The organism is Paraburkholderia sp. SIMBA_027 (assembly GCF_046535315.1).
Lineage (GTDB): Bacteria > Pseudomonadota > Gammaproteobacteria > Burkholderiales > Burkholderiaceae > Paraburkholderia > Paraburkholderia tropica.
On the sequence record NZ_JAWRWY010000002.1, the window covers coordinates 1 to 23,882 of the forward strand.

25 protein-coding genes are annotated in these 23,882 nt (G+C 62.9%); 10 read left to right on the forward strand and 15 right to left on the reverse strand.

Annotation, left to right across the window (positions count from 1 at the left end):
- The 4 genes from SB764_RS02925 to SB764_RS02940 all read left to right on the forward strand — a co-directional run.
- On the forward strand, positions 1-609 hold a 609-nt coding region (locus SB764_RS02925), incomplete at its 5' end, for an HlyD family efflux transporter periplasmic adaptor subunit (protein ID WP_410862610.1).
- Positions 610-1,496: 887 nt separating this feature from the next.
- Positions 1,497-1,889 (forward strand): hypothetical protein, encoded by a 393-nt coding sequence (locus tag SB764_RS02930; protein ID WP_065058315.1) that lies wholly within the window; start codon positions 1,497-1,499, stop codon positions 1,887-1,889.
- Positions 1,890-2,075: 186 nt separating this feature from the next.
- Positions 2,076-2,333 (forward strand): TIM-barrel domain-containing protein, encoded by a 258-nt coding sequence (locus SB764_RS02935; protein WP_410862612.1) that lies wholly within the window; start codon positions 2,076-2,078, stop codon positions 2,331-2,333.
- Positions 2,230-3,060, forward strand: a complete 831-nt coding sequence (locus tag SB764_RS02940) for a TIM-barrel domain-containing protein (RefSeq protein ID WP_410862614.1) — start codon at positions 2,230-2,232, stop codon at positions 3,058-3,060. The genes SB764_RS02935 and SB764_RS02940 overlap by 104 nt, the downstream gene beginning before the upstream one ends.
- A gap of 95 nt (positions 3,061-3,155) precedes the next feature.
- Here the strand turns inward: SB764_RS02940 and SB764_RS02945 are convergent, their stop codons facing one another.
- The 3 genes from SB764_RS02945 to SB764_RS02955 form a co-directional block, all read right to left on the reverse strand.
- On the reverse strand, positions 3,156-3,599 hold the full coding sequence (locus tag SB764_RS02945; protein ID WP_110329597.1) for a copper chaperone PCu(A)C: 444 nt from the start codon (positions 3,597-3,599) through the stop codon (positions 3,156-3,158).
- A gap of 48 nt (positions 3,600-3,647) precedes the next feature.
- Entirely contained in the window at positions 3,648-4,295 is a 648-nt protein-coding gene (locus SB764_RS02950; protein ID WP_410862616.1) for an SCO family protein, read from the reverse strand.
- 126 nt (positions 4,296-4,421) lie between these two features.
- The gene (locus SB764_RS02955; RefSeq protein ID WP_321944134.1) at positions 4,422-4,838 is read right to left on the reverse strand and encodes a DUF2946 domain-containing protein; all 417 of its coding nucleotides are present in this window, start codon (positions 4,836-4,838) and stop codon (positions 4,422-4,424) included.
- A 186-nt stretch (positions 4,839-5,024) separates the two neighbouring features.
- Between SB764_RS02955 and SB764_RS02960 the strand changes: the two genes are divergently transcribed.
- A complete protein-coding gene (locus SB764_RS02960) occupies positions 5,025-5,531 on the forward strand; it encodes a DUF2946 family protein (protein WP_156773645.1) in 507 nt (168 codons plus the stop codon).
- On the opposite strand, the gene SB764_RS02965 is transcribed toward SB764_RS02960, so the two are convergent.
- Positions 5,528-5,860, reverse strand: a complete 333-nt coding sequence (locus tag SB764_RS02965) for a hypothetical protein (protein WP_161495572.1) — start codon at positions 5,858-5,860, stop codon at positions 5,528-5,530. The two genes, SB764_RS02960 and SB764_RS02965, sit on opposite strands and share 4 nt — an antisense overlap.
- Between SB764_RS02965 and SB764_RS02970 the strand changes: the two genes are divergently transcribed.
- The 3 genes from SB764_RS02970 to SB764_RS02980 all read left to right on the forward strand — a co-directional run bounded on the left by SB764_RS02970 (position 5,835) and on the right by SB764_RS02980 (position 9,533).
- Positions 5,835-7,838 (forward strand): TonB-dependent receptor, encoded by a 2,004-nt coding sequence (locus SB764_RS02970; protein WP_410862619.1) that lies wholly within the window; start codon positions 5,835-5,837, stop codon positions 7,836-7,838. The genes SB764_RS02965 and SB764_RS02970 overlap by 26 nt on opposite strands.
- Before the next feature lie 227 nt (positions 7,839-8,065).
- Positions 8,066-8,782: a glycosyltransferase gene (locus SB764_RS02975; protein WP_065058324.1), complete on the forward strand. Its 717-nt coding sequence runs from the start codon at positions 8,066-8,068 to the stop codon at positions 8,780-8,782.
- Positions 8,775-9,533, forward strand: coding sequence for a PIG-L family deacetylase (locus SB764_RS02980; protein WP_074987417.1), 759 nt, complete (start codon positions 8,775-8,777; stop codon positions 9,531-9,533). The genes SB764_RS02975 and SB764_RS02980 overlap by 8 nt, the downstream gene beginning before the upstream one ends.
- On the opposite strand, the gene SB764_RS02985 is transcribed toward SB764_RS02980, so the two are convergent.
- From SB764_RS02985 to SB764_RS03035, 11 genes are all read right to left on the reverse strand, one after another.
- Entirely contained in the window at positions 9,467-10,117 is a 651-nt protein-coding gene (locus SB764_RS02985; protein ID WP_410862621.1) for an SAM-dependent methyltransferase, read from the reverse strand. The two genes, SB764_RS02980 and SB764_RS02985, sit on opposite strands and share 67 nt — an antisense overlap.
- A 17-nt stretch (positions 10,118-10,134) precedes the next feature.
- Positions 10,135-11,349 carry an acyl-CoA dehydrogenase gene (locus SB764_RS02990; protein ID WP_410862623.1) on the reverse strand — a complete coding sequence of 405 codons (1,215 nt, stop codon included), beginning with the start codon at positions 11,347-11,349 and terminating at the stop codon, positions 10,135-10,137.
- Between the two features lie 41 nt (positions 11,350-11,390).
- Positions 11,391-12,965 carry a methyl-accepting chemotaxis protein gene (locus SB764_RS02995; protein WP_184853158.1) on the reverse strand — a complete coding sequence of 525 codons (1,575 nt, stop codon included), beginning with the start codon at positions 12,963-12,965 and terminating at the stop codon, positions 11,391-11,393.
- A 117-nt stretch (positions 12,966-13,082) separates the two neighbouring features.
- Complete coding sequence (locus SB764_RS03000; protein WP_074987413.1) at positions 13,083-13,313, reverse strand: tautomerase family protein; 231 nt, start codon at positions 13,311-13,313, stop codon at positions 13,083-13,085.
- A gap of 187 nt (positions 13,314-13,500) precedes the next feature.
- Positions 13,501-14,697, reverse strand: coding sequence for an HlyD family efflux transporter periplasmic adaptor subunit (locus tag SB764_RS03005; protein ID WP_321858330.1), 1,197 nt, complete (start codon positions 14,695-14,697; stop codon positions 13,501-13,503).
- Entirely contained in the window at positions 14,697-16,271 is a 1,575-nt protein-coding gene (locus SB764_RS03010; protein WP_410862625.1) for an efflux transporter outer membrane subunit, read from the reverse strand. Before SB764_RS03010 ends, SB764_RS03005 begins: the two co-directional genes overlap by 1 nt.
- On the reverse strand, positions 16,268-17,233 hold the full coding sequence (locus SB764_RS03015) for a glycosyltransferase family 2 protein (protein ID WP_124261742.1): 966 nt from the start codon (positions 17,231-17,233) through the stop codon (positions 16,268-16,270). Before SB764_RS03015 ends, SB764_RS03010 begins: the two co-directional genes overlap by 4 nt.
- A 30-nt stretch (positions 17,234-17,263) precedes the next feature.
- The gene (locus SB764_RS03020; protein WP_410862628.1) at positions 17,264-18,826 is read right to left on the reverse strand and encodes a DHA2 family efflux MFS transporter permease subunit; all 1,563 of its coding nucleotides are present in this window, start codon (positions 18,824-18,826) and stop codon (positions 17,264-17,266) included.
- The gene (locus SB764_RS03025) at positions 18,823-20,145 is read right to left on the reverse strand and encodes a glycosyltransferase (protein ID WP_410862630.1); all 1,323 of its coding nucleotides are present in this window, start codon (positions 20,143-20,145) and stop codon (positions 18,823-18,825) included. Before SB764_RS03025 ends, SB764_RS03020 begins: the two co-directional genes overlap by 4 nt.
- A gap of 43 nt (positions 20,146-20,188) precedes the next feature.
- Positions 20,189-20,758, reverse strand: a complete 570-nt coding sequence (locus SB764_RS03030; RefSeq protein WP_110329608.1) for a methyltransferase family protein — start codon at positions 20,756-20,758, stop codon at positions 20,189-20,191.
- Between the two features lie 52 nt (positions 20,759-20,810).
- The gene (locus tag SB764_RS03035) at positions 20,811-21,719 is read right to left on the reverse strand and encodes an alpha/beta fold hydrolase (RefSeq protein WP_065058334.1); all 909 of its coding nucleotides are present in this window, start codon (positions 21,717-21,719) and stop codon (positions 20,811-20,813) included.
- An 867-nt stretch (positions 21,720-22,586) separates the two neighbouring features.
- On the opposite strand from SB764_RS03035, the gene SB764_RS03040 reads away from it, so the two are divergent.
- Together SB764_RS03040 and SB764_RS03045 are read left to right on the forward strand one after the other, a co-directional pair.
- Complete coding sequence (locus tag SB764_RS03040) at positions 22,587-23,162, forward strand: carboxymuconolactone decarboxylase family protein (RefSeq protein WP_065058335.1); 576 nt, start codon at positions 22,587-22,589, stop codon at positions 23,160-23,162.
- A 40-nt stretch (positions 23,163-23,202) separates the two neighbouring features.
- Positions 23,203-23,874 (forward strand): peroxiredoxin-like family protein, encoded by a 672-nt coding sequence (locus tag SB764_RS03045; RefSeq protein ID WP_110329584.1) that lies wholly within the window; start codon positions 23,203-23,205, stop codon positions 23,872-23,874.
- The last annotated feature ends 8 nt before the right edge of the window (positions 23,875-23,882 follow it).

The following is a 23,882-nucleotide window of genomic DNA, read 5'->3' on the forward strand; positions in this document are numbered from 1 at the left end:
GTGATGGCGGCCGCCGCGAAGGTGCGCGACGCCTACCTCGCGAACGCGCGCAACACGCTGCCCGCGCCGGTCACGGGCTATGTGGCGAAGCGTTCGGTGCAGGTCGGCCAGCGCGTTTCGCCGGGCACGCCGCTGATGTCGGTGGTGCCGCTGAACTCGCTGTGGATCGACGCGAACTTCAAGGAAGTGCAGCTCAAGCACATGCGCATCGGCCAGCCGGTGGAAATGACGGCGGACGTGTACGGCTCGTCGGTGGTGTATCACGGCAAGGTGGTGGGCTTCTCGGCGGGCACGGGCTCGGCGTTCTCGCTGCTGCCGGCGCAGAACGCGACGGGCAACTGGATCAAGGTGGTGCAGCGTCTGCCGGTGCGTATTTCGCTGGATCCGGAAGATCTGCAGAAGCATCCGCTGCGTATCGGTCTGTCGATGCAGGTCGATGTCGACATCAAGAACGATGCGGGCAGCCAGCTCGGCAACGCGCAGAACACGGTGTACGAGACGAACGTGTTCGAGAAGTATGGCGATGAAGCCGATGCGGAGATTGCGCGGATTATTTCGCAGAACGCGGGCGGGAAATCGGCAGACAAGCGCGACGCGCGCGCCGGGTGATGGCGTGCGGATGAAGATGCAACTAACTGCCAGAAACCTCCGCGTTCCGCCGACGCCGGTTCCCGGCGCACAGTTACAGCGCACACAACGCACTCCAGCTCGGGCAGGGTGCGAGCGTTGGGCTCGCGTCTGTTGTCACAAAAACTGATTACACGAATTTGCACCGGCCGCTTAAAAACGTCTGGTTTGCGAACATCGTTCGGATAACCAGGTATTGTTCAAAAGCCTCCTGAAAACAGGAGGCTTTTGTTCGACTGGCGATTGCGAAGCGTGACCGGCTGACTGGTCAGGCAAAACGCGGATCAATGACCGTGCGCTTCCCTGAAACCAGCGTCATGTTCGAATCGCTCGGCACGTCTACCGGACTGAAATCCGGCCGAGACAATGAACAGGACTCCTGCAAACGGCCAGGAAAAAGTGGCCAGAACGAAGCAGAACCAGAAAGCGTCTTGAGGAGGGTACGCGGGGAGTGCCCATGAAAGGCAGGCAGCTGGCAACAGCAACATACACAGCGCCGACCGATTGAGGAAAACGGCGACCTTTGCGTTCTTGAGCGTTTCAGCGTGCATGCCTGTCTCCATAGGAAGTGGCACTGAGACATAGAGTCGCACGATGGCAATCCAATGAAAACTTGGTGAAAGCCCTGAGGTAATTTCGCTGAAAATCGACGTGGAATTGCCGAAATTGCGGGGATTTGATGGGGCCAAGACACGTATTGCACGTTGTGCGAAGCCGCATAAAACGCCCGAATTCCGCATCGGAAATAACGCGAAACAGAAGCGCGCGAAACGAAAAATGAGCGTAATCGCTATTGGCGTTAAGATGCGCGCTCGACACCGATGTCTCTCTGGCTCAATCAGGCTCAATCGCAGACTCCTCCTCGCGCCATGCCCCAATACCTCGACGCCGCTGCATTACTCGAACTCGCTCAACGCGCGGAGCACGCCGACGCCCCCGTGTGCGGCTGCACAAAAACACCGCTCGATGGCTGGCAATCGCAGCCACTTTCGCTCGACGAGCGGCAACTCGAACAGATCGGCACACTCATTCCGGAAGATGAGGCAGAACCGACTTTTTCCGAATATTTGCCGGAAAACCACGGTTACTGGTCCGACGAAGCGCCCATTGCCCCGCGTTACTTTCCCTATAACCGCTGCGGCGTGTGGAAATGCACGCAGTGCGGCCGGCTTTATCTGCGCTATACCGAAGGCGGCGGCTATTTCGTCGATCAGCGTATTCGCGCGTTAAAAGCGCGGCTAATCGAAGACGTGCCGCTTTAAAGCCACTTCCCGTTATGCTGTGCGGCGTCGGGGACGCATCGCGCGCCCCGGCTCACTGCTCCACCATAAGGCCAGCGGACGGGCGCGCCGCTGTTTGCCGAAGGCATGGAGAAGGGCTATTAGCTGCGCAAACCTGATGGTGAGGTATGGCAGTGGTACGCGGGGCATTTTTGACGCTTGCTGGAGATGGGCGTCGATTGCTTCAAGACGGATTTCGGCGAGCGTATTCCTACCGACGTGATCTATCACGACGGTTCCGATCTGCAAAAGATGCACAACGACTACAGCTACCTTTATAACAAGGTGCTGCTCGACGTGCTGCGCGAAGTGCGCGGCGAAGGTGAGGCCGGGGTGTTCGCGCGATCCGGCACCGTGGGCAGCCAGCCATTGCCCGTGCATTGGGGCGGCGATTGCAGCGCGACTTACGATCGAATCGATAGCTGAAACGCTGCGCGGCGGGCTGTCGCTCGACCTGAGCGGCTTCGGCTTCTGGAGCCACGACATCGGCGGGTTCGAGCATACGGCGCCCGCCGATGTCTACACGCGCTGGTGCGCGTTCGGGCTGCTGTCGAGCCATAGCCGTTTGAACGGCAGCAAGTCGTATCGCGTGCCAGGGTTGTTCGACAACGAAGCCGTGGAGGTCGTGCGCCCTTTCACCGAATGGAAGTCGCGTCTGATGCCGTCTCTGTTCGATGCCGCGCAACAGGCGGTCGAGCATGGCACGCCGATGCTGCGCGCGATGCTGCTGGAGTTTCCCGACGATTCGGCCCGCGATCAACTGGATCGTCAGTATCTGCCCGGCGATGCGCTGCTGGTCGCGCCGGTGTTCAACGCGATCGGCGACGTGGACTTCTGGCTGCCCGAGGGCCGCTGGACGCATCTCTTCACGAGTAAAACCGTTGCGGGCAGCAGGTGGCTGCGCGAGCGTCACGGCTTTTTGAGTCTGCCGGTGTACGTGCGGCCGAATACGCTGCTCGCGATCGGGACTACGGATCAGCGCCCGGATGACAACTACGCGTCGCGCAGCGAACTGCATCTGTTCGAACTCGCCGATGGCGCGAGTGCGACGCTCAAGCTGCGCGATGCGGGCGGCCTGGCGAAGCAGGCGAGCGAGTCCGGCGTCGTCGTGCAGTTGCCCGCAGGCGACCGCGAGGCTGCGTTGTACGTGTAAGCCGAAGCGATGATCTGGCTGACGCGCGGAAACGCATGTCAGCCAGACAATTCGGCAGCGGCGTTATTTTCGATGCTATGAAATCCGCGTGGAATTTATTTCCCCGCAGCGTTCTTCACATCGCATTGCGCCGACACTTTCTCGCCGTCGCTGAAAGCAAAGGTCACCGGAATGCTGGTGCCAATTTTGAGTGGATGTTTCGCGTGCTCGAACATCACGTGATAGCCACCGGGCGCAAATTCGAGCGTGCCATTTGCAGGAACGGTGGCCTTGTCGACCATGATCATCTTCGAGGTACTGCCGTTGCTTTGCGTCTGATGCAGCATCGACATACCAAACGCTTCCGTTGAAATACCAACGAGATCGACCGGCTTGTCGCTCATGTTCATGAGTTTGAAATAGCCGCCCGAAGGCACGTCGCCGGGCATGGAACGAATCCAGCAATCCGACACCATGACGGAGTCAGTCGCGGCCATTGCGGCGATTGGAGCGGCAAACAGGACGAACGTCGTTGCGAGCGAACGGAAAAGAGCGGACATGGTGAATCTCCAGTTTTGAGTGGATAAGGTTTTGGAAATACATTGCGATTAAGCGGGCTTCAGCAATCCGCCCAGATCGTGAACCCACGGCGTCGCACCCTGTGCGTCGCGTGCATACAGGCGCAATTTGCCGTCGGCGTCGAAAACAAAACTGGCTGCCGTGTGATTCATGGTGTAGTTGTCCGCGTTCGTACCGGGGACTTTTTCGAAGACCAGCTTGAAGTCCTCGGCCAGCGTTCTGAGTTGCGCATCGTCTGCGGGACGCAGTGCGCGAAACGATGGATTGAAGGCCGCCGCATATTGTGCGAGCACGGAAGGCGTGTCGCGTTGCGGGTCGAGCGTCACGAACAGCACCTGAATGCGCGCGGCTTTTTCGGGGCCGAGTTGCTGCATCGCCTGCGAGAGTTCGGCCAGCGTGGTCGGGCAAACATCGGGGCAATGCGTGTAGCCGAAAACCATCACGACGATCTTGCCGTGGTAATCCGCAAGCGTGCGGGTTTGTCCGTTGGTATCCGGCAGGGAAAACTGGCCTGAAAACTGCGTATTGCCCGTAATGTCCAGATTCTGGAAGGACAGTACGGGCTGCTGATTGCACCCGCTGAGCGCGAGCGCACCGCAAAGCGTCAGGACGGCGCAAGCCGTCACGGCGGCGCGTCGCCATGGGGCGGACGCCGCGGTTAAAAGCGGTTTTTGCATGATGCGTTATCGAAAGCGTTTGCGCGACGACGGCGCGCGGACGAGCGCAGGCGCAGGCCCGGGCCTGGCGTGTCGATCGTGCGAATAAGGACGTGAAGCGGGGGACGTGAAGCGCGCGGCGACGCTTCAGTGCGCAGACGGCGGGGCGCGCGGATAACCCGCAAAGTAGGGAAGCGTCGGGAAGTCGGCCCGCAATGCGGGCATGACGACAACAGCCGCAAAAAGCGGCAGCCATTGCGCAACGGATGGCGCAAGAGGCGGCGGCGCCGAGGGCGTGGCGAGCAGATTGCAATAGCCACAGGCCGCGAGCGGATCGTCCGCTACAGCGGCATGGCTATGGATCGGCGGCCCGGCGGAGCAGAGCGCCGCGTCGGGCGACGCCGCGCGCGCCGAAGCACGCATTTGACTGACGAGCGGCGCGAACACAATCAGGCACATGGCGAGCAAGGCTAGCCATGTGCCGAGTTGTTTTCGAGTGCGTGCGAGTGCAGTCATGCGCGCATGGTAGCTCACTCTCTCGACATTGCGGTAGCGAATGTGCACTCGGACCAGGCTCAGTCCGCGTGTGAGACGGAATGTCGCGTCGATGAACCAAGTGGTCGCTGAAGCACGCTTTTCGCCGCATGGAGCAGCGGGGCAGCGGCGGTGCAGCAGCACCGAATCGCGAAAGCCCGTTCACGCTGCTCTGTTTATCCCTTAGGAATTTGAAAGCCGGATAGAATGCGCGCCATGAGTGCCTTTCGCCGATTCCTGCTGCGAGGCGGCATGGCGAATCGGGCATGGTTCCTGATTGCTGTGGCTGTCCTCCTTGTACGCGCGCTGCTGCCGGGCGCCGTCATGCTGGATCCGGCATCCGTGGCGCAGGGCGATTTTGCACTCGTGATGTGTTCCGGGCACGGTCCGATGTTCGCGGGTGATTCCGGCGCGGCAGTGAAGATGTCCGATGTCATGCCCGGCATGAACATGACTCACATGGCGGGCATGATGCACGGCGACATGGACATGTCCGGCATGGCGGGTTCGCCCGCACACGATCACGGCGCCATGACCGGCGACGACGGGCTTTGTCCGTTCAGCGCCGCGCTGGTCGTCGCGTGCGTGGGCATCGCGCTCGCGATTGCTCTGTTCACGCTGACCCGTGTGACGCAGTCGTGGCGTGCTGTATCGACGCGCCCGCTGGTGCGCCTGTCACTTCATTTCCGGCCCCTTTCGCGGGCGCCGCCGCTTTTCAGCTAAATGCCGTCTCCCTGCTGCGCGTCGCGATGGCGCCGCGCATGCACGACCATTTCTTTTAGCTGAATCGACAACATGAAGACCCAACAACGACCGCCGCGCGCGGGCGTCGTCGGCACGCGCGCGTCCGGAACGCACCGCGCCGAACCGCATCTTTTTACATTGCGTGCACGTCCTGAAGCCGCACCTGTCCGTGCGGTGCTGGCCGTGCTGATGACGGCACTCGCGGTGATACCTGAAGCACGCGCGGCAGAACCGGAATCGGCCCCGCCCACTTCGAGCGATAGCAGCGCCGCGGACCCGGTCATGGCGCCGATATCGGTGGTGGGCACGCGCGGTTCGCCTTATATCGCGCCCACGTCGAGCAGCACGACGAGGACCGACACGCCCATCAAGGACTACGCTGCATCCATTCAGGTCGTGCCGTCCGAGGTTCTGCAGGACCGTGGCGTGACGAGCATCGATCAGGTCGCCGATACCGTAAGCGGTGTGCACGCCGAAGCAAGTTACGGCGGCAACGGCGCGACGTTCTTCAATATTCGCGGATTCAGCGAGAGCAATGGCTTGCGCGATGGCTTCCGCAACTATGGCTATTACGCGTTTCGCGATGTGCAGAATATCGACAACGTGGAGATATTCAAGGGCCCGGCGGGTGCGCTTTATGGCGGCATCGGCGCAGTAGGCGGCTATATCAACACCGTCTCGAAGCGACCCGAGCAGGAGAATTTCGGCGAAGTCAGCGCGACGGCGGGAAGCTACGGCCTCGCGCGCACGACGGTGGATGTGAACCGCGTGCTGAACGACGACCTGAGCATCCGGCTCAATGCGTCTGCCGAAACGAACTCGACGTTTCAGGACAACGGCGGCTACAAGTCATGGTCTATTGCACCGGCCATCACCTGGAATAACCATCACGGCACGTCCGTGACGTTGCTGAGCGAATTCAATCATCTGAATCGCGACGGATTCGACTTCGGCGTGCCGGCGGTCGACAATTATCAGGCGCTTTCGCGCAGCCGCTATTACGGACTTCGCAGCGGCGTCTATCCGGGCGTCGATGGCGACTACGGCCGTAACGACACCTGGTCCGAAACGCTGTTGTTCGAGCACGAACTTTCGCAGAACTGGAAACTGCGCCTCGCCGGGCAGTACGCGTACGCGCGCCAGCACTCAACGCAGTCGTTCCCCGACAGCACGACCGCCACGGACAATCTGCTCGAATACGCCGTCTACAGCGGCGCGAATGAATTTTCGCGTCAGTATTCCGCCCGTGCCGAACTGGTCGGCGACTTCTTCACCGGCAGCCTGAAACATTCGCTATTGGCCGGTGTGGATTACGGGTATCTGGAAGTCGGCAGCGGCGGCTCGCAGGTTTCCACCATGAACGTGGATCTCTTCAACCCGAGCTACACATCTGGATTGACCGCGGGGGACGCATTGCCCGGACATCAAGGGCGCGGCGCGGATTACGGCGTCTATGTGCAGGATCTGATCGATCTGACTCGACAGATCAAGCTTCAGGTCGGATTGCGCGCGGACCGTTTCATCAATAGTGCCGACGAAGCAGGCGAGCCGACCGGGCGAGGTCAGCAGACGGCTTTCTCGCCGCGCGTCGGCCTGGTCTGGCAGCCCACGCGCAGCACGTCGTTTTTCACCGACTGGAGCCGTAGTTACGCACCGAATGTCGGTCACAGCGGCAGCAACGTCACGTATGCGGCGGAGGTCGCGGAACAATTCGAAATCGGCGTGAAGCAGGAACTGATTAAAGATCGCCTGAATGCAAATCTGGCGGTTTTCAATATCAACCGGAATCACATTCTCACGACCGATCCCACGAATCCCTTGCTCGAAGTGCTCACCGGCAAGCAGCGCAGCCAGGGTGTGGAACTGGATATCACCGGCAATATCACGCCGCGATGGAAGGCCATCGTGAGCTACGCCTATACGCTTGCGAAGGTCACGAGCGACACGACGTATCCGGTGGGCGACATTCTGAGCAATGTTCCGCGCAACAGTGCGAGCCTCTGGACCGTCTACGATCCGGAGTCCGTTCCGGGCTTGCGGATTGGCGCGGGTGTTTATTATGTCGGGCCACGCGAGGCGACGCTACCCAACAGCTTTAAACTCGCGGGTTATGTGCGTACCGATGCGATGGCCTCTTATCGCCAAGGGCATTGGAAGACGCAGTTGAATATCTTCAATCTGTTCAATCGCAAGTACTACACCGGCGGCTCGGCGGCGACGTTCGATTACACGCTGACGCCAAGTCCGCCTTTATCGGCGCAGGTGACGATTTCGTACGATTTTTAAATGTCGACCGGTCGCGAGCGCAGTTTTAATGGCGCTTCTGACCGTTTCATTTTCAATGAAACAACGCAAAACGAAAACACGTCGCAAACGGCGTGCCGTGCTTTTTTCTTAAGCCCTGCCAACGACGCGTTGGACGCCGCCACTCGATTTAGAACCCGGGCACCGAAAATGCATTGGGGTCGCGAAAGAGCCATCGGCTCTCTGCTCATCATGCCAAGGAGTGGACAATGATCGGCGTCGTGATACCTGCACACAACGAGGCGAGCTGGCTCGGGCGATGCCTGTTCGCCGCTGCCCTGGCCGCGCGGCATGTCGAGCTGATGGGCGAATCTGTCTGCATCGTCGTCGTGCTCGACAGTTGTACCGACGACTCGGCCTGCGTCACTCAGGCATTCGGGGCAACCGCGCTGACGGTGCAGGCGCGCAACGTGGGCATCGCGCGCGCGACGGGCGCAAGTCATCTGATCGCGCTGGGCGCACGCTGGCTGGCGATGACGGACGCCGACACATGCGTCGCGCCCGACTGGATCGTGGCCCAGCTCGCACTGCGTGCCGATGTCGTTTGCGGAGCGGTCGAAGTCGACGACTGGGGCGCGCATCCACCGTGTGTACGCGAAACGTGGTCGACCCATTACCGAAGCGTCGACGGACATCGCCACGTGCATGGGGCCAACCTCGGCGTGTGCGCGAAGGCGTATCAACGCGCAGGCGGGTTTCCTCCGCTCGCGTGTGGCGAGGATGTGGCGCTCGTGGAGCGGCTGACGGCGAACGGCGCGAGAATCGCCTGGAGCGTTGCGCCGCGCGTGACGACGAGCGCGCGCACCGATTTCCGGATTCGCGGCGGTTTTGGCGATACCTTGTCGTCATGGTCGAGCGGGGTTGCGTGTGCGCCCGCAGGCGTTACGCTGAACGAGACGCTTCAGGGCAGGGAGCACCATGAATAGCGGCGTCGGATCGCTCTTTGTCGTGTCGCCCCATCTGGACGATGCGGTGTTTGGATGTGCCACGCTGCTGGCTTCGCCACCCGGCGCCACGGTCTGCACTGTATTCGCCGGTACGCCACGGGCGCCGCAGATTCAACCGTGGGATGCAGCGGCGGGCTTCAGCGATTCGTCCGCGGCGATGCGCGCCCGCACGCGAGAGGACGCACGCGCGCTCGCGCGTCTGGGCGCGCGGGCGATCCGGCTGCCATTTCTCGACGGCCAGTACGGCGAACTGCCTTCCGTTCGCACTGTGGCGAGGGCTTTGCTCGCTTGCTTCGAGCCGCTCGATCGATCCAGTCTTGTCGTTCCACTCGGGCTGAGGCACCCCGATCACCTGCGCGTGGCCGATGCATGGCTCGCGTTGCTGCGCACGCGGGCCGTGCAGTCGTGCATCGTCTACGAAGATGCGATTCATCGTACGGTGCCGGGCATCACGGCGGCACGCCTCGACCAACTGTCAGCCGCCGGACTGCGCGTTACCGCGTTCGATGCTTCGTGGACTCCGCAGCGCGAAAGCACGCGTGCGCTGCGCTTGAAGCAGCTCGCGGTGCGGGATTACGGCAGTCAGCTTCAGGCCTTTGGCGAGGACATTCCCGCCGATCTGTCCGAACCGGAACATTTCTGGCGCGTGGAGTGGCCCAGATATCAGGGCGCGTCGTTTTCGCCGCGCGAGCGCGACATCAGCGATGCTCTTTCGGCGACGCTGAGTTGATCGGCGCACCAGACGTCGAGTGTGAAATCCGCATCGTCGACGTGCACGGTATGCTGTAACGAAGCGGCGTGCGCGGACTCGCGAAACAGGCTGTGAACCGCGTTGCCGGTTATGAGAAAGTCGTCGGCGTGGTGTCGCCAGTGGCAGCACAGCAGTGCGCCGTCAGCATCGAGCGATGAACACGCGAGTCGCGCGAGGGCGCGGCAACGCGCTTCGTCGAGATAGTAGGCAAACTCGCTGATGACGATCAGGTCGAAGCGGCCTGCGGGCCAGTCCTGCGGCATGGCGCGCGTTTCCACCTGGGCGGCGGGCCAATCGTCCAGCCGCTGTCGTGTGAGCGAGACGGCGCGCGGCGCGAAGTCAGCGCACAGCAATTCGTCGCAGCGATCGGCAAGCAGCGCGGAGAGTTCCCCGGTCGCACAGCCGGGTTCGAAACCGCGTCGGTATTTTGCTCGCGGGAGCGCCGCCACCATCAACGCCCGCTTACGCGCCTCGTACCAACTGGTGCGATAGCGCCACGGATCGGAATCGAGCTGGAATGCTGCGTCAAATCGTGCGGCATCCTCGTCACGCTGGGTCTGCATTTGCGCTCCTGTCGCGTTTATAGCTGCCAGTCCTCGCCGATCTCGGCGAGCGTGCCGCCAAGCGACGCGAGGTCGCGCTCGGCGTGACTCTGGCGCATGAACACGGAAAGGTCGGACGTCATGTGCGCGAACCACGCGTCCTGGCAGAGCGGCCCGGCGCCCAGGCCACGCGCGGCTGCACGCAGGACGGCATCGCAGGCCTGTTCGACGGCGGCGCGAACCCGTAATGCAGCGGCGGATCCAAAAGCGTGGGGGTCCGCGTCAATGCATTGCGCTGATTCACGCAGCAATGCGCGTGCGGAGGCGAGTGCCGCATCGGCCGCGCCCAGATGGGCGTGCAGATGCGGATCTTTGCGTCGCGCGGCGGCTTCGCGCAAGCGTCCCGCGAGCGCTGCCGCGGCGCCGTACCAGCAGGCGGCGATACCTGCGCCGCCGTGCCAGAAACCGGGCCGTTCGAGGTAAGCGCGGGGCGGACCGATGAGGATCGCGTCCGCGCCCTCCATGTCGATCTCGACGCTTTGCGTGACCTGCATCCCGACCGCATTCCAACCGCGCGTGCTGACCTGTACATCCGGCTGCTTGACGCGCAGCGCGGCGAGCCAGTCTTGCTGATCATCGTCGACACAGGTCACGAGCGCGAACGTGACGAAGGCCGCGCCGGAGCACCATGGCTTCGTACCCGAGAGCCGGACTCGCTGCCCCTCTTGCCACGTAACACGCAGATCGTTGTGCGGCGCCCGCGCGGCCCACACGGCCCAGAGGGCAGGGCCCGCCTCTGCGGATTGCGGCCGATCTCCGCCGAGTTCAGTCAGGATGGCGATGGCGTCGGCGTGTGCTTCGAAGATCTTCACCAGCGGCAGGTCATGCGCGGCGACCGCCGCGAGCGAGCGCCAGCGCGCCAGCGTATTGCCGCCGCCGGGCTGAGGCAACGCCGGGCAGGCCTCGACAAGTCGATAGGCAGCCGAGGGAAGACTGACGGCATCGAGTGGCAATTCGAAGCCGTGCAGGGCGGCGTCGATTTCCGCTTGTGCAGCGCACTCGGTCGCATCGGTCGCATGCCGGACGTGGGTTCCCTGCATTCGCGCCTCCAGAGCGTTCGCGAGCCGATTGGCGTGGCGCTTCGTGGCATCGTGCACGCCCCGTGCAATTGTCTGCACAATCACGCTGGACGGAACGTGCGCGGCGAAGATGCGCTTGCGGTTCGCGTTGATAACGCCTTCAGCGAATTTCATTCCCGACCGGAGCGCCGTCTCGAACCGTCAGGCGCAAGCGCCTATCGCCCCGCAGCGACGACCGCGCCACGAAGCTTGAAAAATGCCACGAGGTCTCGCAGCGAACTCGACTGTTGCGCCATCGAATGGGCCGCCGCGCTCGCTTCCTCGACCAGCGCCGCGTTCTGTTGCGTCACCTGATCCATCTGCGCAACAGCGACATTGACCTGCTCGATGCCCGTATGCTGCTCCGACGATGCCGCCGAGATTTCCGCCATCAGATCCGCGACCTGCCTGACCGAATGCACCACGTCGTCCATCGTCTGGCCGGCTTCCTCCACCAGTTGCGAGCCGGTACGAACGTTCTCTGCGGAAGCGTCGATGAGCTCCTTGATTTCCCGCGCAGCCGTTGCGCTTCGTTGCGCCAGCGTGCGCACTTCGCCCGCGACCACCGCAAAGCCTCGCCCCTGTTCTCCGGCGCGTGCGGCCTCGACAGCCGCATTCAGCGCGAGAATATTCGTCTGAAATGCAATGCCTTCGATGACGTCGATGATGTCCGCCATTTTTGCGGAACTCGTGCTGATGTCCTTCATGGTGCCGACCACGCGGCTCACGACGGCGCCGCCGCGCGCCGCCACCTCCGACGCACTGGCCGCAAGCGTGTTGCCGCGGCGTGCATTCTCGGTGTTCTGCTTCACGGTGGACGTCAGTTGTTCCATGCTGGCCGCCGTTTCCTGCAACGAGGCCGCTTGCTCCTCGGTGCGCTGGCTCAGGTCCGTGTTGCCGGCCGCAATCTCGGCGGAGGCAGAGGCCACGCTCTCGCTGCCGTTTCGCACGCGGCCGACGAGGTCGCCGAGGCCCTCGTTCATCGTGTGCAGCGCGCGCAGCAACCGGCCGGTTTCGTCGTCTCCGTCGACGACGATCACCGACGTGAGATCGCCCTGAGCGACCGTGCTCGCAACTTCGAGCGAACGGCGTAGCGGCACCACGATAGAGCGTGTGATCAGCATGGCGGCGATGACGCTGAGTGCGATTGCACCAGCGATCAATGCCGCGGTGAGAACGAGCGTCGTGCGATAACGGGAAGCCGCTGTGGCGGCGGCATGATCCGCACCCTGTCGGTTGAGCGTGACATCGCGCGTGACGATATCCGCAGCGGCCATGAAGCGTGGAGACGAATCGCCGCTCGCCAGCTTTCTTGCCGCTTCCAGTTGGTCGCCGCCACCCTGCGCTAACGCGTTGAGCCGGGTGTCGACGTCCAGATACGAGGACCAGGCGCCTTTAAAGTCGTTAAGCAATTGCACTTGTTCCGGCGACGAAACGACACGCTCATACTTGCCGAGCGCACTGTTTAGCGATGCAAGCGCGTCGTTTCGCCTCTGCGCGAATAATGCCTGGGTGTTCGCGTCCGACGCCATTGCCACGACCAGCGACGCGCGCCGGGCGTCATTCATGTATGCCCGGATTTCGCCCAGCGCCTGCACGCCGGGTAGCCACTGGTTTGCCAGTTCATCGGTTCCACGATAGATGCGCGACACTTGCAGCAGCGCGAGGCCGCCGATGAGACACAACGAAAAAATGGCGATTCCAAAGCCGATACTCAATTTGCCGGCGATACCGATGTTTCTCAGTCGCATTTCAGATTCTGTAGCGGTGATAATGCGCAGCAGGCTGCGCGCCCCGAAGATCTCAACGATGGCTACGCAAACCAGCGTGGGCAAGCGTAGCCGTCAACTCCGCACATTGCCCCGGTCTCAGGATTTTTCGTTTCCCGGTTTCAATGCCTGCGCCGCCGCGGTCTCCGGTTCGTCTTTCGTATGCACACCGGTGGCCCAATGCGCGCGAGGGACTTCGACGGCATAAACACTGATCGCCCCGTATGGCGCACCTAAGGTCTGATGCACTGCCTCCGCTACGGCTTTGATGCACGATTTGATGAGGTCGTCACTACGGCCCTCTAGAAGAGAGATTTGAACAAGCGGCATCGTTTTCTCCTGTTTAACAGGGGAAATCATGCTGCGACGCTTAATCGACGGTCCAATACCGTTTTAGTTAATCATCCATATCAAGCCGGCATCGAGAAAAAGGCCGCGGGTGAAATGCACATTCACCCGTGTAAATTGGAGAATTGAATTTTATTGGTAAATATCAATGACTTTGGCTCCTCGCCACTTAACCGCCCCGATTGTCGCGAATCACTTTTTCCGCCGCCGCTTGCGCTTCGCTCGCCATGCCGTCATGAACGCGCGTCGCCAGTGCGGCGAGCGGCGTCTCCGAATCGAGCAGATGCCCGTCGCGCTCGTGCGTATCCACGCGCACGCGCATCGACAATCCAATCCGCAGCGGATGCGCGGCCAGATCGCCGGGATCGATCGAAATCACCACGGGCACACGCTGCACGACCTTGATCCAGTTTCCGGCCGCATTTTGCGGCGGCAGCATCGAAAACGCACTGCCGGTCCCCGCGGAAAATCCTTCTACGCGTCCGCGATAATTGACCTTCGATCCGTAGATATCTGAATTGATCGTCACCGGCTGGCCGACCCGCATATTGCGAATTTGCCCCTCCTTGAAATTCGCTTCGATCCACAAGCCGTGCAATTGCACGATCGACATCAGCGTGAGACCCGGTCCGACCTGCTGGCCGATTTGTACGGTGCGCTGTCCCACCACGCCATCGATTGGCGCGACGATGGTGGTGCGTTTGAGATTGCGCCACGCCAGCTTGAATTGCGCGACGGCCTGAATCACGCCCGGATTGTCCTCGACGGCGAGGCGGCTGCCGAGCGCACGCGCTGCGTCCAGTTGAGCCTGCGCCGCGCCGAGCTGCGCCTGGGCGCCCGTCACGGCGGCTCGCGCACGCGCCAGTTCCTCGGGCGAGACGACTTCGACCGACGCGTGATCGCGCGCGGCCAACGCACGTTGTGCGAGATCGAGATCGGCTTGACGCGCCTTCACCGCTTCGGCGTACATCGTCGCGGAATAGCGCGCGTTGGCGGTTTGCCGCACGGCTTGCGCGAGTTGTGCCTTCGCTTGCGCATACGCGACCGAGGCTTCAGCATCGTCGAGTTGCACGAGCGGCTGTCCCGCGCGCACGCGTTGCGTATCGGCGGCGGCGACGTCGATCACCGTGCCGGCCGTTTGCGCGGCGATCTGCACGACATTGCCGGCGACGTAGGCGTCGTCGGTGTCTTCGCGAAAGCGCACGGCCATGAACCAGTACGTTGCCGCAGCGAGCGCGGTGACGGCGGCGACCGCGCCGAAGATCGCGAAGCGTCGCCGCCGCGTCGCGCGCTTGCGTGCGAGCAGGGCGGCGTTTGCGGCGAGCGTGGCCGGATCGGGATGGAGGTTGGTGTGGTCGTGGTGCATTAGTCGACGCGCGCGCTGGTGAGTCGTTCGTTGGATCGATCCGTGAGCCGATCGTGGGAGGGGAAGACGACATCGAAATGCGAGATCGCGGGTCCGGGCAGCGTGCGTTCGTCGAAGCCGCCGCCGAGCGCGCCGATCAGCGCAATGCGCAGCGTGCGCTGCTGCGATTGCAGGTCGATCAGTTGGGCGCGCTCGTCATAGAGCGTGAGCCTGGCCGTATTCACGTCCTTTTGCATCAGCAGACCGCGCCGGTGCCGCTCTTCGGCGATCGAGACGTAGCGTTGCGCGGCGTCGGTGGCGTCGCGCTCGCCGCTCACGAGGCGATCCACGGTCGAGAGCGAAACGAGCGTGCGCGCGACATCGCCCAGCGCCGTATCGACGGTCTTGTTGTAGAGCCCGATGGCGACGTCGGCATTGGCCGCGTCGCCCGAGAGCTTCGCCTTGAGGCGGCCGCGATCGAAAATCGGTAGCGATACCGCCGGGCCGACGGATCCCGCGAGCGCCTGGCGCGAGAACATCGCGCCAGGTGTCAGCGCGAGCAGGCCCGCGAAGCCAACGAGGTTCACGTCGGGATAAAACTCGGCGCGCGTGCCGTCGATCGCGGCGTAGGTCGCTTCGACGCGCAGCCGGGCCGCGACGATATCGGGGCGACGTCCGAGCAGATCGGCGGACAGGCGTGCGGGCAGCGGCTGGTCGGCGAGACGGGAGAGCCTCGCGGGACGCGGCCTGGCGAGCGCGAGGCCGCGCTCGGGGCCGCCGCCGGAGAGCACGCCCAGTTGCAGTTGCGCGAGGCGGATACGCTCGTCGGCGAGTTCGATCTGCGCGATGAGCTTGTTGCGGCGCACGGCGGCATCGTCGGCGTCGTAACCGTTATCGATGCCGCGCGCCGTGCGCTCGCGCAGCACGGCGGTAATCTGATCGCTCGCGTCGCGTTTCTCGATCCAGAGATCGCGCAACGCGTAGGCCTGATCCAGATCGCAATAGAGCGTGACGATCGCGATGGCGAGGGTGAGACGCGCCTGTTCCGCGTCGACGCGTGCCGCATCGCGCAGTGATAGCAGCCCGCGCGTGGCCGCCGCATTGCGTCCCCAGAGATCGAGTTGATAATCCAGCGCGACGAAAATTGAAGAGGGCGATTGAACAGGATTGCCAAATAATTGTACGGGGATGTCGTAGCCGTTTGCGGAAACATTGGCGACGCCGTTTGATTGCGGCATGCGCGCCTTGTTGACGGTCGCGCCCGCCGTGGCCGTGAGTCCCGTCAACGACGAAAACTGCCGCAACTGCGATTGCGCGACGCCAATACGGGCCTTCGCGATTTGCAGATCGGGATTGTGCGCATAGGCTTCGGTCACGAGCTGGTCGAGCTGCGCATCGCCGAACTGGCGCACCCAGTCGGGCGCGGGCCACGCGGCGGCGCTGTTCGATTTCGGCGTATCGGACAGCGTGCGCGAGAGTGCATTCGCATCGGGCGTGTGCGGTTGCAAGGCTGGCGTGATTGTCGGCACACAGGCGCACGCGAGCAGCGTGGCGGTACCGAGCGCAAGCAGGCGCGTGATCGCGTGTGTCTTCATCCGCGACGCTCCTGCACGGTGGGGCGTGCGGTCCAGCGTGGATGCGAGATATCGAGCGGCCCGAGCTTTCCTGCGAGACCGTCGATCAGACCATAGAGAATGGCCTTGAGCTTGGCGCGTTTGTCCTGCTCGCCGAGCAGGACTTGCACGATTTGCCCAAGCGTGAGCAGATTCGGCACCCACGCAACCGGAAAGCGCGGGCCATATTGAAGGGCAATCTCCATCGCGTTGCGGGCGCTGTAGTAACGGCGCATCCACGGGTGATTCATGGTCGGGATATTGAGCGGGCCGATGCGTCTGCGCGCCTTGTTGCCGATGCGATGACGCAGCACGAGCGCGGGCACGAGATAGAGCGGCACGTTGTGCGCGAGCGCGCGAAAACAATACTCCGTATCGACGTGATCGATAAACAGCGCTTCGTCGAAACGGCCGAGTGCTGTATAAGCTTCGCGCGACACCAGGCTGCCCGACGAAATCAGAAACGCACAGCGGACCGGTTGCAGGTCGGCCGTTTCGCCGATGTCGAGTTCGATGCGCCGCACGCCGATGCCGTTGGTCGCGAGCGCGGGGAGAAAGCGCCCGTCGTTTTCATCGAAGATGCGCGGCCCTGCAATGAAAGGCCGTCCAATCTGATGTTTTGCGAATGCGTGCATCGCCGGAAAATAGGCATCGGGCACCACGGAATCCTGATCGAACAGCGCGACGGCATCGAGCTTGTCTTCGAGCGAAAACAGATGCGCGAGGCCCACGTTATACGCGCCCGCAATGCCGCCGCGATTGCCGTTCTGAATCAGCGTATAGCCGTCGCGTTGCGCTGCGTCGCGAGCGGCGTTGTTCGCGGCGTCCTTATAAGGCGTGTTGTCGACGACTACGAGTGCGTCGCACGCGTCGCGCAACGCGGCCAGCCGCGCGAGCTGTTCGCCGCTCGGGTGGTAGAGAATGACAAGTGCGCCTGATCGCATCGCGTGGTTCCTCTTTTTATCGTTCTGGTGTCAGTGCCCGAGGGTCATGGCGGCGCCCCGTTTGGGGCGCGTGAACCACATCATCGTGGCGAGCACGAGGCAGGTCACGGACGCCATGAAGAACATGTCGCTCGTCGCCATCATGTAGGCCTGCTGCAGGGTCACCTGATGCAGTGCGCCGGCTTCGCGTGCGCCGCTGATCCCCATCGCATGCAGCGTGGCGACGTAGTGTTGCGTGCCGCCCGATTCCTTTGTCAGCGATTGCGCGAGGGTCGCGTAGTGGAACGTCGCGCGGTGGTCCCAGAGCGTCACGCTCATCGCCGTGCCGAATGCGGCGGCGAGCGTCCGCAGAAAATTAGACAGGCTCGACGCGGCGGCAAGCTGATGATCGGGTACGCGAGATAGCGTCGCCGCGGTCAGCGGAATAAAGAAGCACGGCAGGCCGATCCCCTGAATCAGGCCGGGCGTGACGATCTGCGTGAACGACATGGTCAGTGTGAAATGCGTGTCCCACCAGAGCACGGCGGCGAACACGAGAAAGCCGAAGGTCGTGAGCACGCGCGCGTCGAAACGATGTGCATAGAGACCCACGAGAATCGAGAACACCAGCGCGAGCATGCCGAGCGGTGCGGTCGCGAGGCCGGCGTGAAAGGCGTCGTAGCCCATCACCGCCTGAAGCCAGAGTGGGAACACCACGCCCACAATCGAAAAGCTCGCCATGCCGAGCGAAATGATGAGCACGCAGAACGAGAAGGTGCGATCGCGGAACAGGCTCAGGTCGATGACAGGCTGTGCTTCGCCTGCTTCCCAGAGTAGCAGCGAGACCAGCGCGAGTGTGGCGACGATGGCGAGCGTGACGATCAGTGTCGAGTCGAACCAGCCCGCGTCGTGGCCCAGATCGAGCATCGCCTGCAATGCGCCCACGCCGACCACCAGCAGTGCGATGCCGATAAAATCCACTGGAACGCGTTCGCCGCGTTTCGCGTCTTTTCTCAACAGGGTTGCGCAGACAACGAAAGAGAACAGGCCGATGGGCAGGTTGATGAGGAAGATCCATTCCCACGACAACGTGTCGATCAGGTAGCCGCCGACCACGGGGCCGAAGATCGGCGCGAGCAACACCGTCATGCCCCAGAGCGCAAGCGCGAGCGTGCGTTTCGCGGGTGGGAACGTGCGCAGGAGGATCGTTTGCGAAAGCGGCACCATCGGCCCGGAACAGAGTCCTTGCAGCGCGCGGCAGGCGACCAGTACATGCAGGTCGGCGGCGAGCGCGCACATCAGCGAGGTGAGCGTGAAAAGCAGCACCGCGCCGATGAAAAGGCGTGTTTCGCCGAGCCGTCGCGCGAGCCAGCCCGTGAGCGGAACGGCAATCGCCGCGGCGACGGAATATGAACTGATGACCCACGTGCCCTGGCTGTTGGCCACGCCGAGGCTGCCGGAGATCGCGGGCACGGCGACGTTCGTCACCGTCGAATCGAGCACTTCGATGAAGGTCGCGAGCGACAGTGCGAACGTCAAAAGCGCGAGACGAACGCCGCCGCGTGCGTGCGCGGCGCTCGCGTCGGGGATCGTGAAGGGCGAGGCCGTGCTCATGCGCCCGCCACTTTGAGCAGGGGCGCGCGTGCCATCTCCTGCGCGGCGTGCGATGTGGCTTGCGGCACGAAGCGCTCGATAAAACGCGCGGCGTCGACGCAACCGTCGGGCGAGGTCGCGAGCTTGTTGCGTATCTGTGCGCAACGCGTGGCGATGCGTGGGTCGTGCAGGACCCGGGCGAGTGCACGGGCCAACGCGGCTTCCTTGATCGGTGCGTCGAGGCGCAGGCCGCAACCGGCGTCGGCGACACGTTGCGCGTTGTCGAACTGATCGTGCGCGAACGGCGTGACGAGTTGCGCGATACCGGCTTCAAACGCCAGCGATGCGGTGCCGATGCCGCCGTGATGCACGAGCGCGCGGCAACGCGGCAACAGCGCGCGCAGCGGCACGTAGCGGCGTTGCAGCAGGCGTTGGCGTGGCATATCGCGGCCGCGTTGCGCGTCGTCGAGTGTGAAGTCCGAGCCCAGCAGCAGGCCGCGTGTGCCGGTCGCACGCAATGCGTGCAGCACGGCGCGCGCATAGTGCTGGCCGTCGACGAGCGTCGACCCCGCCGTGAACACCACCGGCGGTTCGCCCGCGCTCAGGAACGCGTCGAGTTCCGCGTCGGGCGTGCCGTCGTCGAGATCGTTGAAGAGCGGAAACCCGCATTGCCTGTGCTGCGCGGGCCAGTCCGGCTGCGGCGGGGCGAACCAGTCGGGGAAGAGGCAGAGCACGCCGTCGGTCGAATGGAGCCAGCGGCCCAGAATGCGTTTCGCGGGCGGCAGTGCGAGCGTCGCGCGCAATGCGTTCAGATTCGGCCCGCACACGGCGTCGAGCAGGGCGCGCTCGATCAGCGTCATCAACGCGGCTTTGAACGCCAACGGCAGGCCGCGCGGAATCGTGAGACGCTTGTGCGCCGGTGGCGCGTGCGCGGAGAGCAGTGTCGACGGCGAGACCTGAATGGACACGTAAGGCGTGCCGTGCCGCTCCTGGAGCAGGCGCGCGGAGAACGCCCACAGCGTGCCGACGAGAACCGTGTCCGGGCCGCGCAGCGCGTCAAGGGTGGCGTAATGCGGTTGCAGCACGGGTGCGATCAAAGCCCACAACGTCTTGAACGACGTGCGCGGATGCCAGAGCGCAGGGTTCGCGAGCGCGGCTGCATAGTCTTCGGCAAGACCGATGGCGACGAACGTGAAACCCTCGCGGCGCGCGGCCGCTTCGAATGGCGGATGCGAACAGAACACCACGCGATGACCGCGCGCGGCGAGCGCCCGCCCGACGCCGAGCAGCGGGTGCACATCGCCAGCCGAACCTATCGCCGTGATGATGATTTGTGCCATCGGGCCGCCGTGCGTGTCAGTCGTTTATATGGTGTTCGCGACATCAATAGATGCCGGGGATCAGCGCCGCGACTTCGCGGCGGTAGCGCGCGTAGGCGTCGCCGAAATGCCCCGTGAGCCAGCTTTCTTCGATGCGCACCTTGAAGGCCAGCGACGCGAAGATCAGCACGACCCCAGCCACGCCGCGCCAGGTCTCGCCGATCAAGGCCGAACCGGCCAGCGCGATCAGGCATCCAGTATAGATAGGATGCCGAACGAGTGCATAAGGACCAGTTCGGATTAGTTCGTGACCTTCCTTGAGCGTCACCGAGACGCTCCAGTTCGTTCCCAGATGCACGCGTGCCCACACCGAAAACAGCAGGCCGGCAACGAGGACCGCGAAGCCGCCGAACTGCATTGCACCCAGGCGCGTCGGATCGGGCGAGAGCGCGTTCAATGTCGGGTCGGGCAGGATGAGGAGCGCGCCACCTGCGATCAATGGCAGCGACTGCCAGGTGCGCGCGCTGCGCGCTTCGCGGCGAGCGGTGGTCTTGACGGCCTGCGCCGTCGCGATCCAGTAAACCAGCCACGCGAGCCACGGCACGACAATGGCGATGCTTTGAGCGATATTCATGAAGAGATCTCGACGATGGAGAGGGAATGCGTGCGCGCGCGATTCGCGCATCTCACGACAGCGCGGGCACCTGGAACGGCAGACGCTGCGGCGTGCTCGAATTCGGTATCACGGCAAGCGACGCGTAGGTCTCGCGCTCGCCGCAGAAGAAGTCGCACAGCACGTTGCGCATCTGCTCCTGTTGCGTGCGCCCTTCGAGATCGAGGAAGTGTCCGGCACCATGAATCGTCGCGAACTCCGCGTGCCGCACGTAATCGCCCAGACGGCGCACGTCGGCGGCGGTGGTGTATTCGTCGAGATCGCCGTTGACGAATTTCACGTCGCAATCGATGCGGCGGAATTCGTCCAGATATCGCTCCGGCTTCATGGCAAGAATCTGGTCGACGTGAAACGCGACCTGATCCTGTTCGTCGCGCGGCAGACGCGTCAGGTAGCGATAGTTGTAGAGCTTCATGATGCGCGGCAGATGACGGCCAACGGTATCGTTGAGCAGTTGTGCCGCCTGGAGGTTCTGACCGGCCGCGATGTGGTCGCGCGCGCGCGTCACGTAATCGGTCATGGCCGCGTTGAGGAAGGGCGAGAACGACGCAATGGCGGCACGCCGTACGCTCGCGCAGCCGCGCGCGAGCGCGAATAGCGACGCCACGCCGCCCCATGACACCGACAGCAGATACGACGGGCGAAAACGATCGGCGATATGCATGAGAATGTCGATCTCGTCGTCCTTCGTGAGCGTGTAGTCGCACGCGTTGTGCTGGCGCGACTGGCCCGCGTACGGCAGATCGAAGCACAGCGCATTGACGCGTTCGCCCAGGTAACGGATGGTCTGGCCAAACGATGCCGTGGTCGCCAGCGCACCGTTGACGAGCAGGACGGTTTCGAACGATGGATCGAAGCAATGATGCTCGACGTAGACTTTCAGGCCACCCGGCAGTGGCAATAGCTGCTTCTCGACTGACATGAGACTTCTCCCCCGCATGTAGCGCTGAAAGACGAACGCACTCGCAGCCATCATGGTCGGTCCACGACTGACTGCACTCGATTTCGCCAGGGCCGCGCCGCGCATCGACGCGCGACGTTGCCGCCTATGTTGACCCGTGGCTTGAGGTGTCTCCTCCAGGCCATGTGTCGGGCGCGGCGGTGAGACTGCCGCTTGCGCCTTGTATCGGCGCTCGCACGATTTGCTGCACTGCTTCTAATGCAACAGGTGTGCCATTCGACTGACGAATTCGCGAATCGGATCGCGAGGGCGGGCGAGGATCGTTGTGCAGCGGACTTCTTCAGGAGATGGTCGAGGCCGGTTTGTGCGGGCCAGGAAAATTCGATGTGCGCGCAGCGAACTGAGCGATGCGCGCGGCATCGTGCGTAACGTAATGGCTCATGTTGCTTGTTACGGAACACCGCGTAACGTTGCCGGCCTGTGTAATGCAATTCGAATTCAAAGCGAATTTTTTAAAGCAGCCGAAACAGGACGAACACGGCGATTCGTGTGTGAGCCGCGATCCATGGACCTGGATGACCTGCCAGTTTGGATAGGTTGCGTGTGTTTTGTGGCGTGTTAATGCCGCGCCGCTAGCGGCGTGTATGTCCGCGTTGAATCGTTGCTTCGATGAGCGGTCGTTTTTTATTCGTAGATGCGGGGCGTGCTGGTTGTGAACGCGCTTGAAAACTCGCTCAAGTCACGGCATCGGTCACGTTGCGAAACCTCGTAACAGACAAGTCGCGCGCCATTCCGCAAAGGAATAAGTCCTATCACCACCGCCTGCCTTCTTGGGGCGCGGCGTCTGCCCGATCATGTGTTCACCGTCAACCCACAGAGGAATCCACGATGAACACCTTCAACGCCTACACCGTCGAGACCGCACCGGCCGACTCGAAGCCCCTGCTCGAAGGCACGAAAGCCGCCTTCGGCTTCGTCCCGAATCTCCAGTCTTTCATGGCGGAATCGCCCGAATTGCTGGCCGGCTATTCGGCGCTCTGGGATCTGTTTTCGAAAAGCACGCTGACGCCGCATGAACAGCAGGTTGTCTATCTGACCTCGAACTTCGAGAACGACTGCCACTACTGCATGGCCGGTCACAGCACGCTCGCAAAGATGATCAAGATGGACCCGGCCGTGATCGACGCGCTGCGCGCCGGCACCGAGCTTCCCGACGCAAAGCTCGAAGCGCTGCATCGCTTCACAACCGTCGTGGTGCGTGAGCGCGGCTTCGCCACCGATGCCGACATCGACGCATTCCTCGCCGCCGGCTACACGCGCCGCAACGTGTTCGAAGTGATTCTCGGCGTGGCGACGAAGGTGATGAGCAATTACACCAATCACATCGTGCATACGCCTTACGACGCTTTCATGAAGGGCAACGAATGGGTCAAGCCGCAGACGAGCGTCGCGGCCAGCGCCTGAGCGCAGGTTCTCACTCGATCACCCGATACAGGAGAAGGACATGTCACTGCAAGACAAACTCGACGCGTTCAAGGCGGACTTCAAGGGCGGCAAGCCGCCGTACTATGCACCGCCGGAGATTCACCCGATCATGGAGCGCGCCACCGCCGAACTGATCGCAAGCGGTCAGGCGACGCGCGCAATCAAGGCCGGCGAGCGCGCGCCCAGCTTCACGCTCAAGGATCAGGACGGCAACGACGTATCATCGGTCGAACTACTGCGCCGCGGCCCGCTCGTCATCACGTTCTATCGTGGCGTGTGGTGCCCGTATTGCAACATCGAGCTACAGGCGATCAATGACGTGCTTCCGCAGATCGAGGGATACGGCGCGAGCGTCGTGGCCATCTCGCCGCAGACCGCGGTGAACAGCCGCAAATCCGTGCGCGATAACAAACTCGGCTTTCCGGTGTTGAGCGATACGAACGGCGAGGTCGGTGCTTCATTTGGCCTGCGCTTCGCGCTGCCCGATTATCTGGTCGATCTCTACCAGGCCTTGAAAAACGATCTGCCCGCGTTCAACGCCGATCCTTCATGGACGCTGCCGATGCCCGCGCGCTACGTGATCGGTCAGGATGGCATCGTGCTGTATTCGGAAGTGAATCCCGATTACACGCATCGTCCCGATCCGGTCGATATGTTGTCGGTTCTGGCGCGCGCGAACGCGAAGGTGTGAGCGGGCGC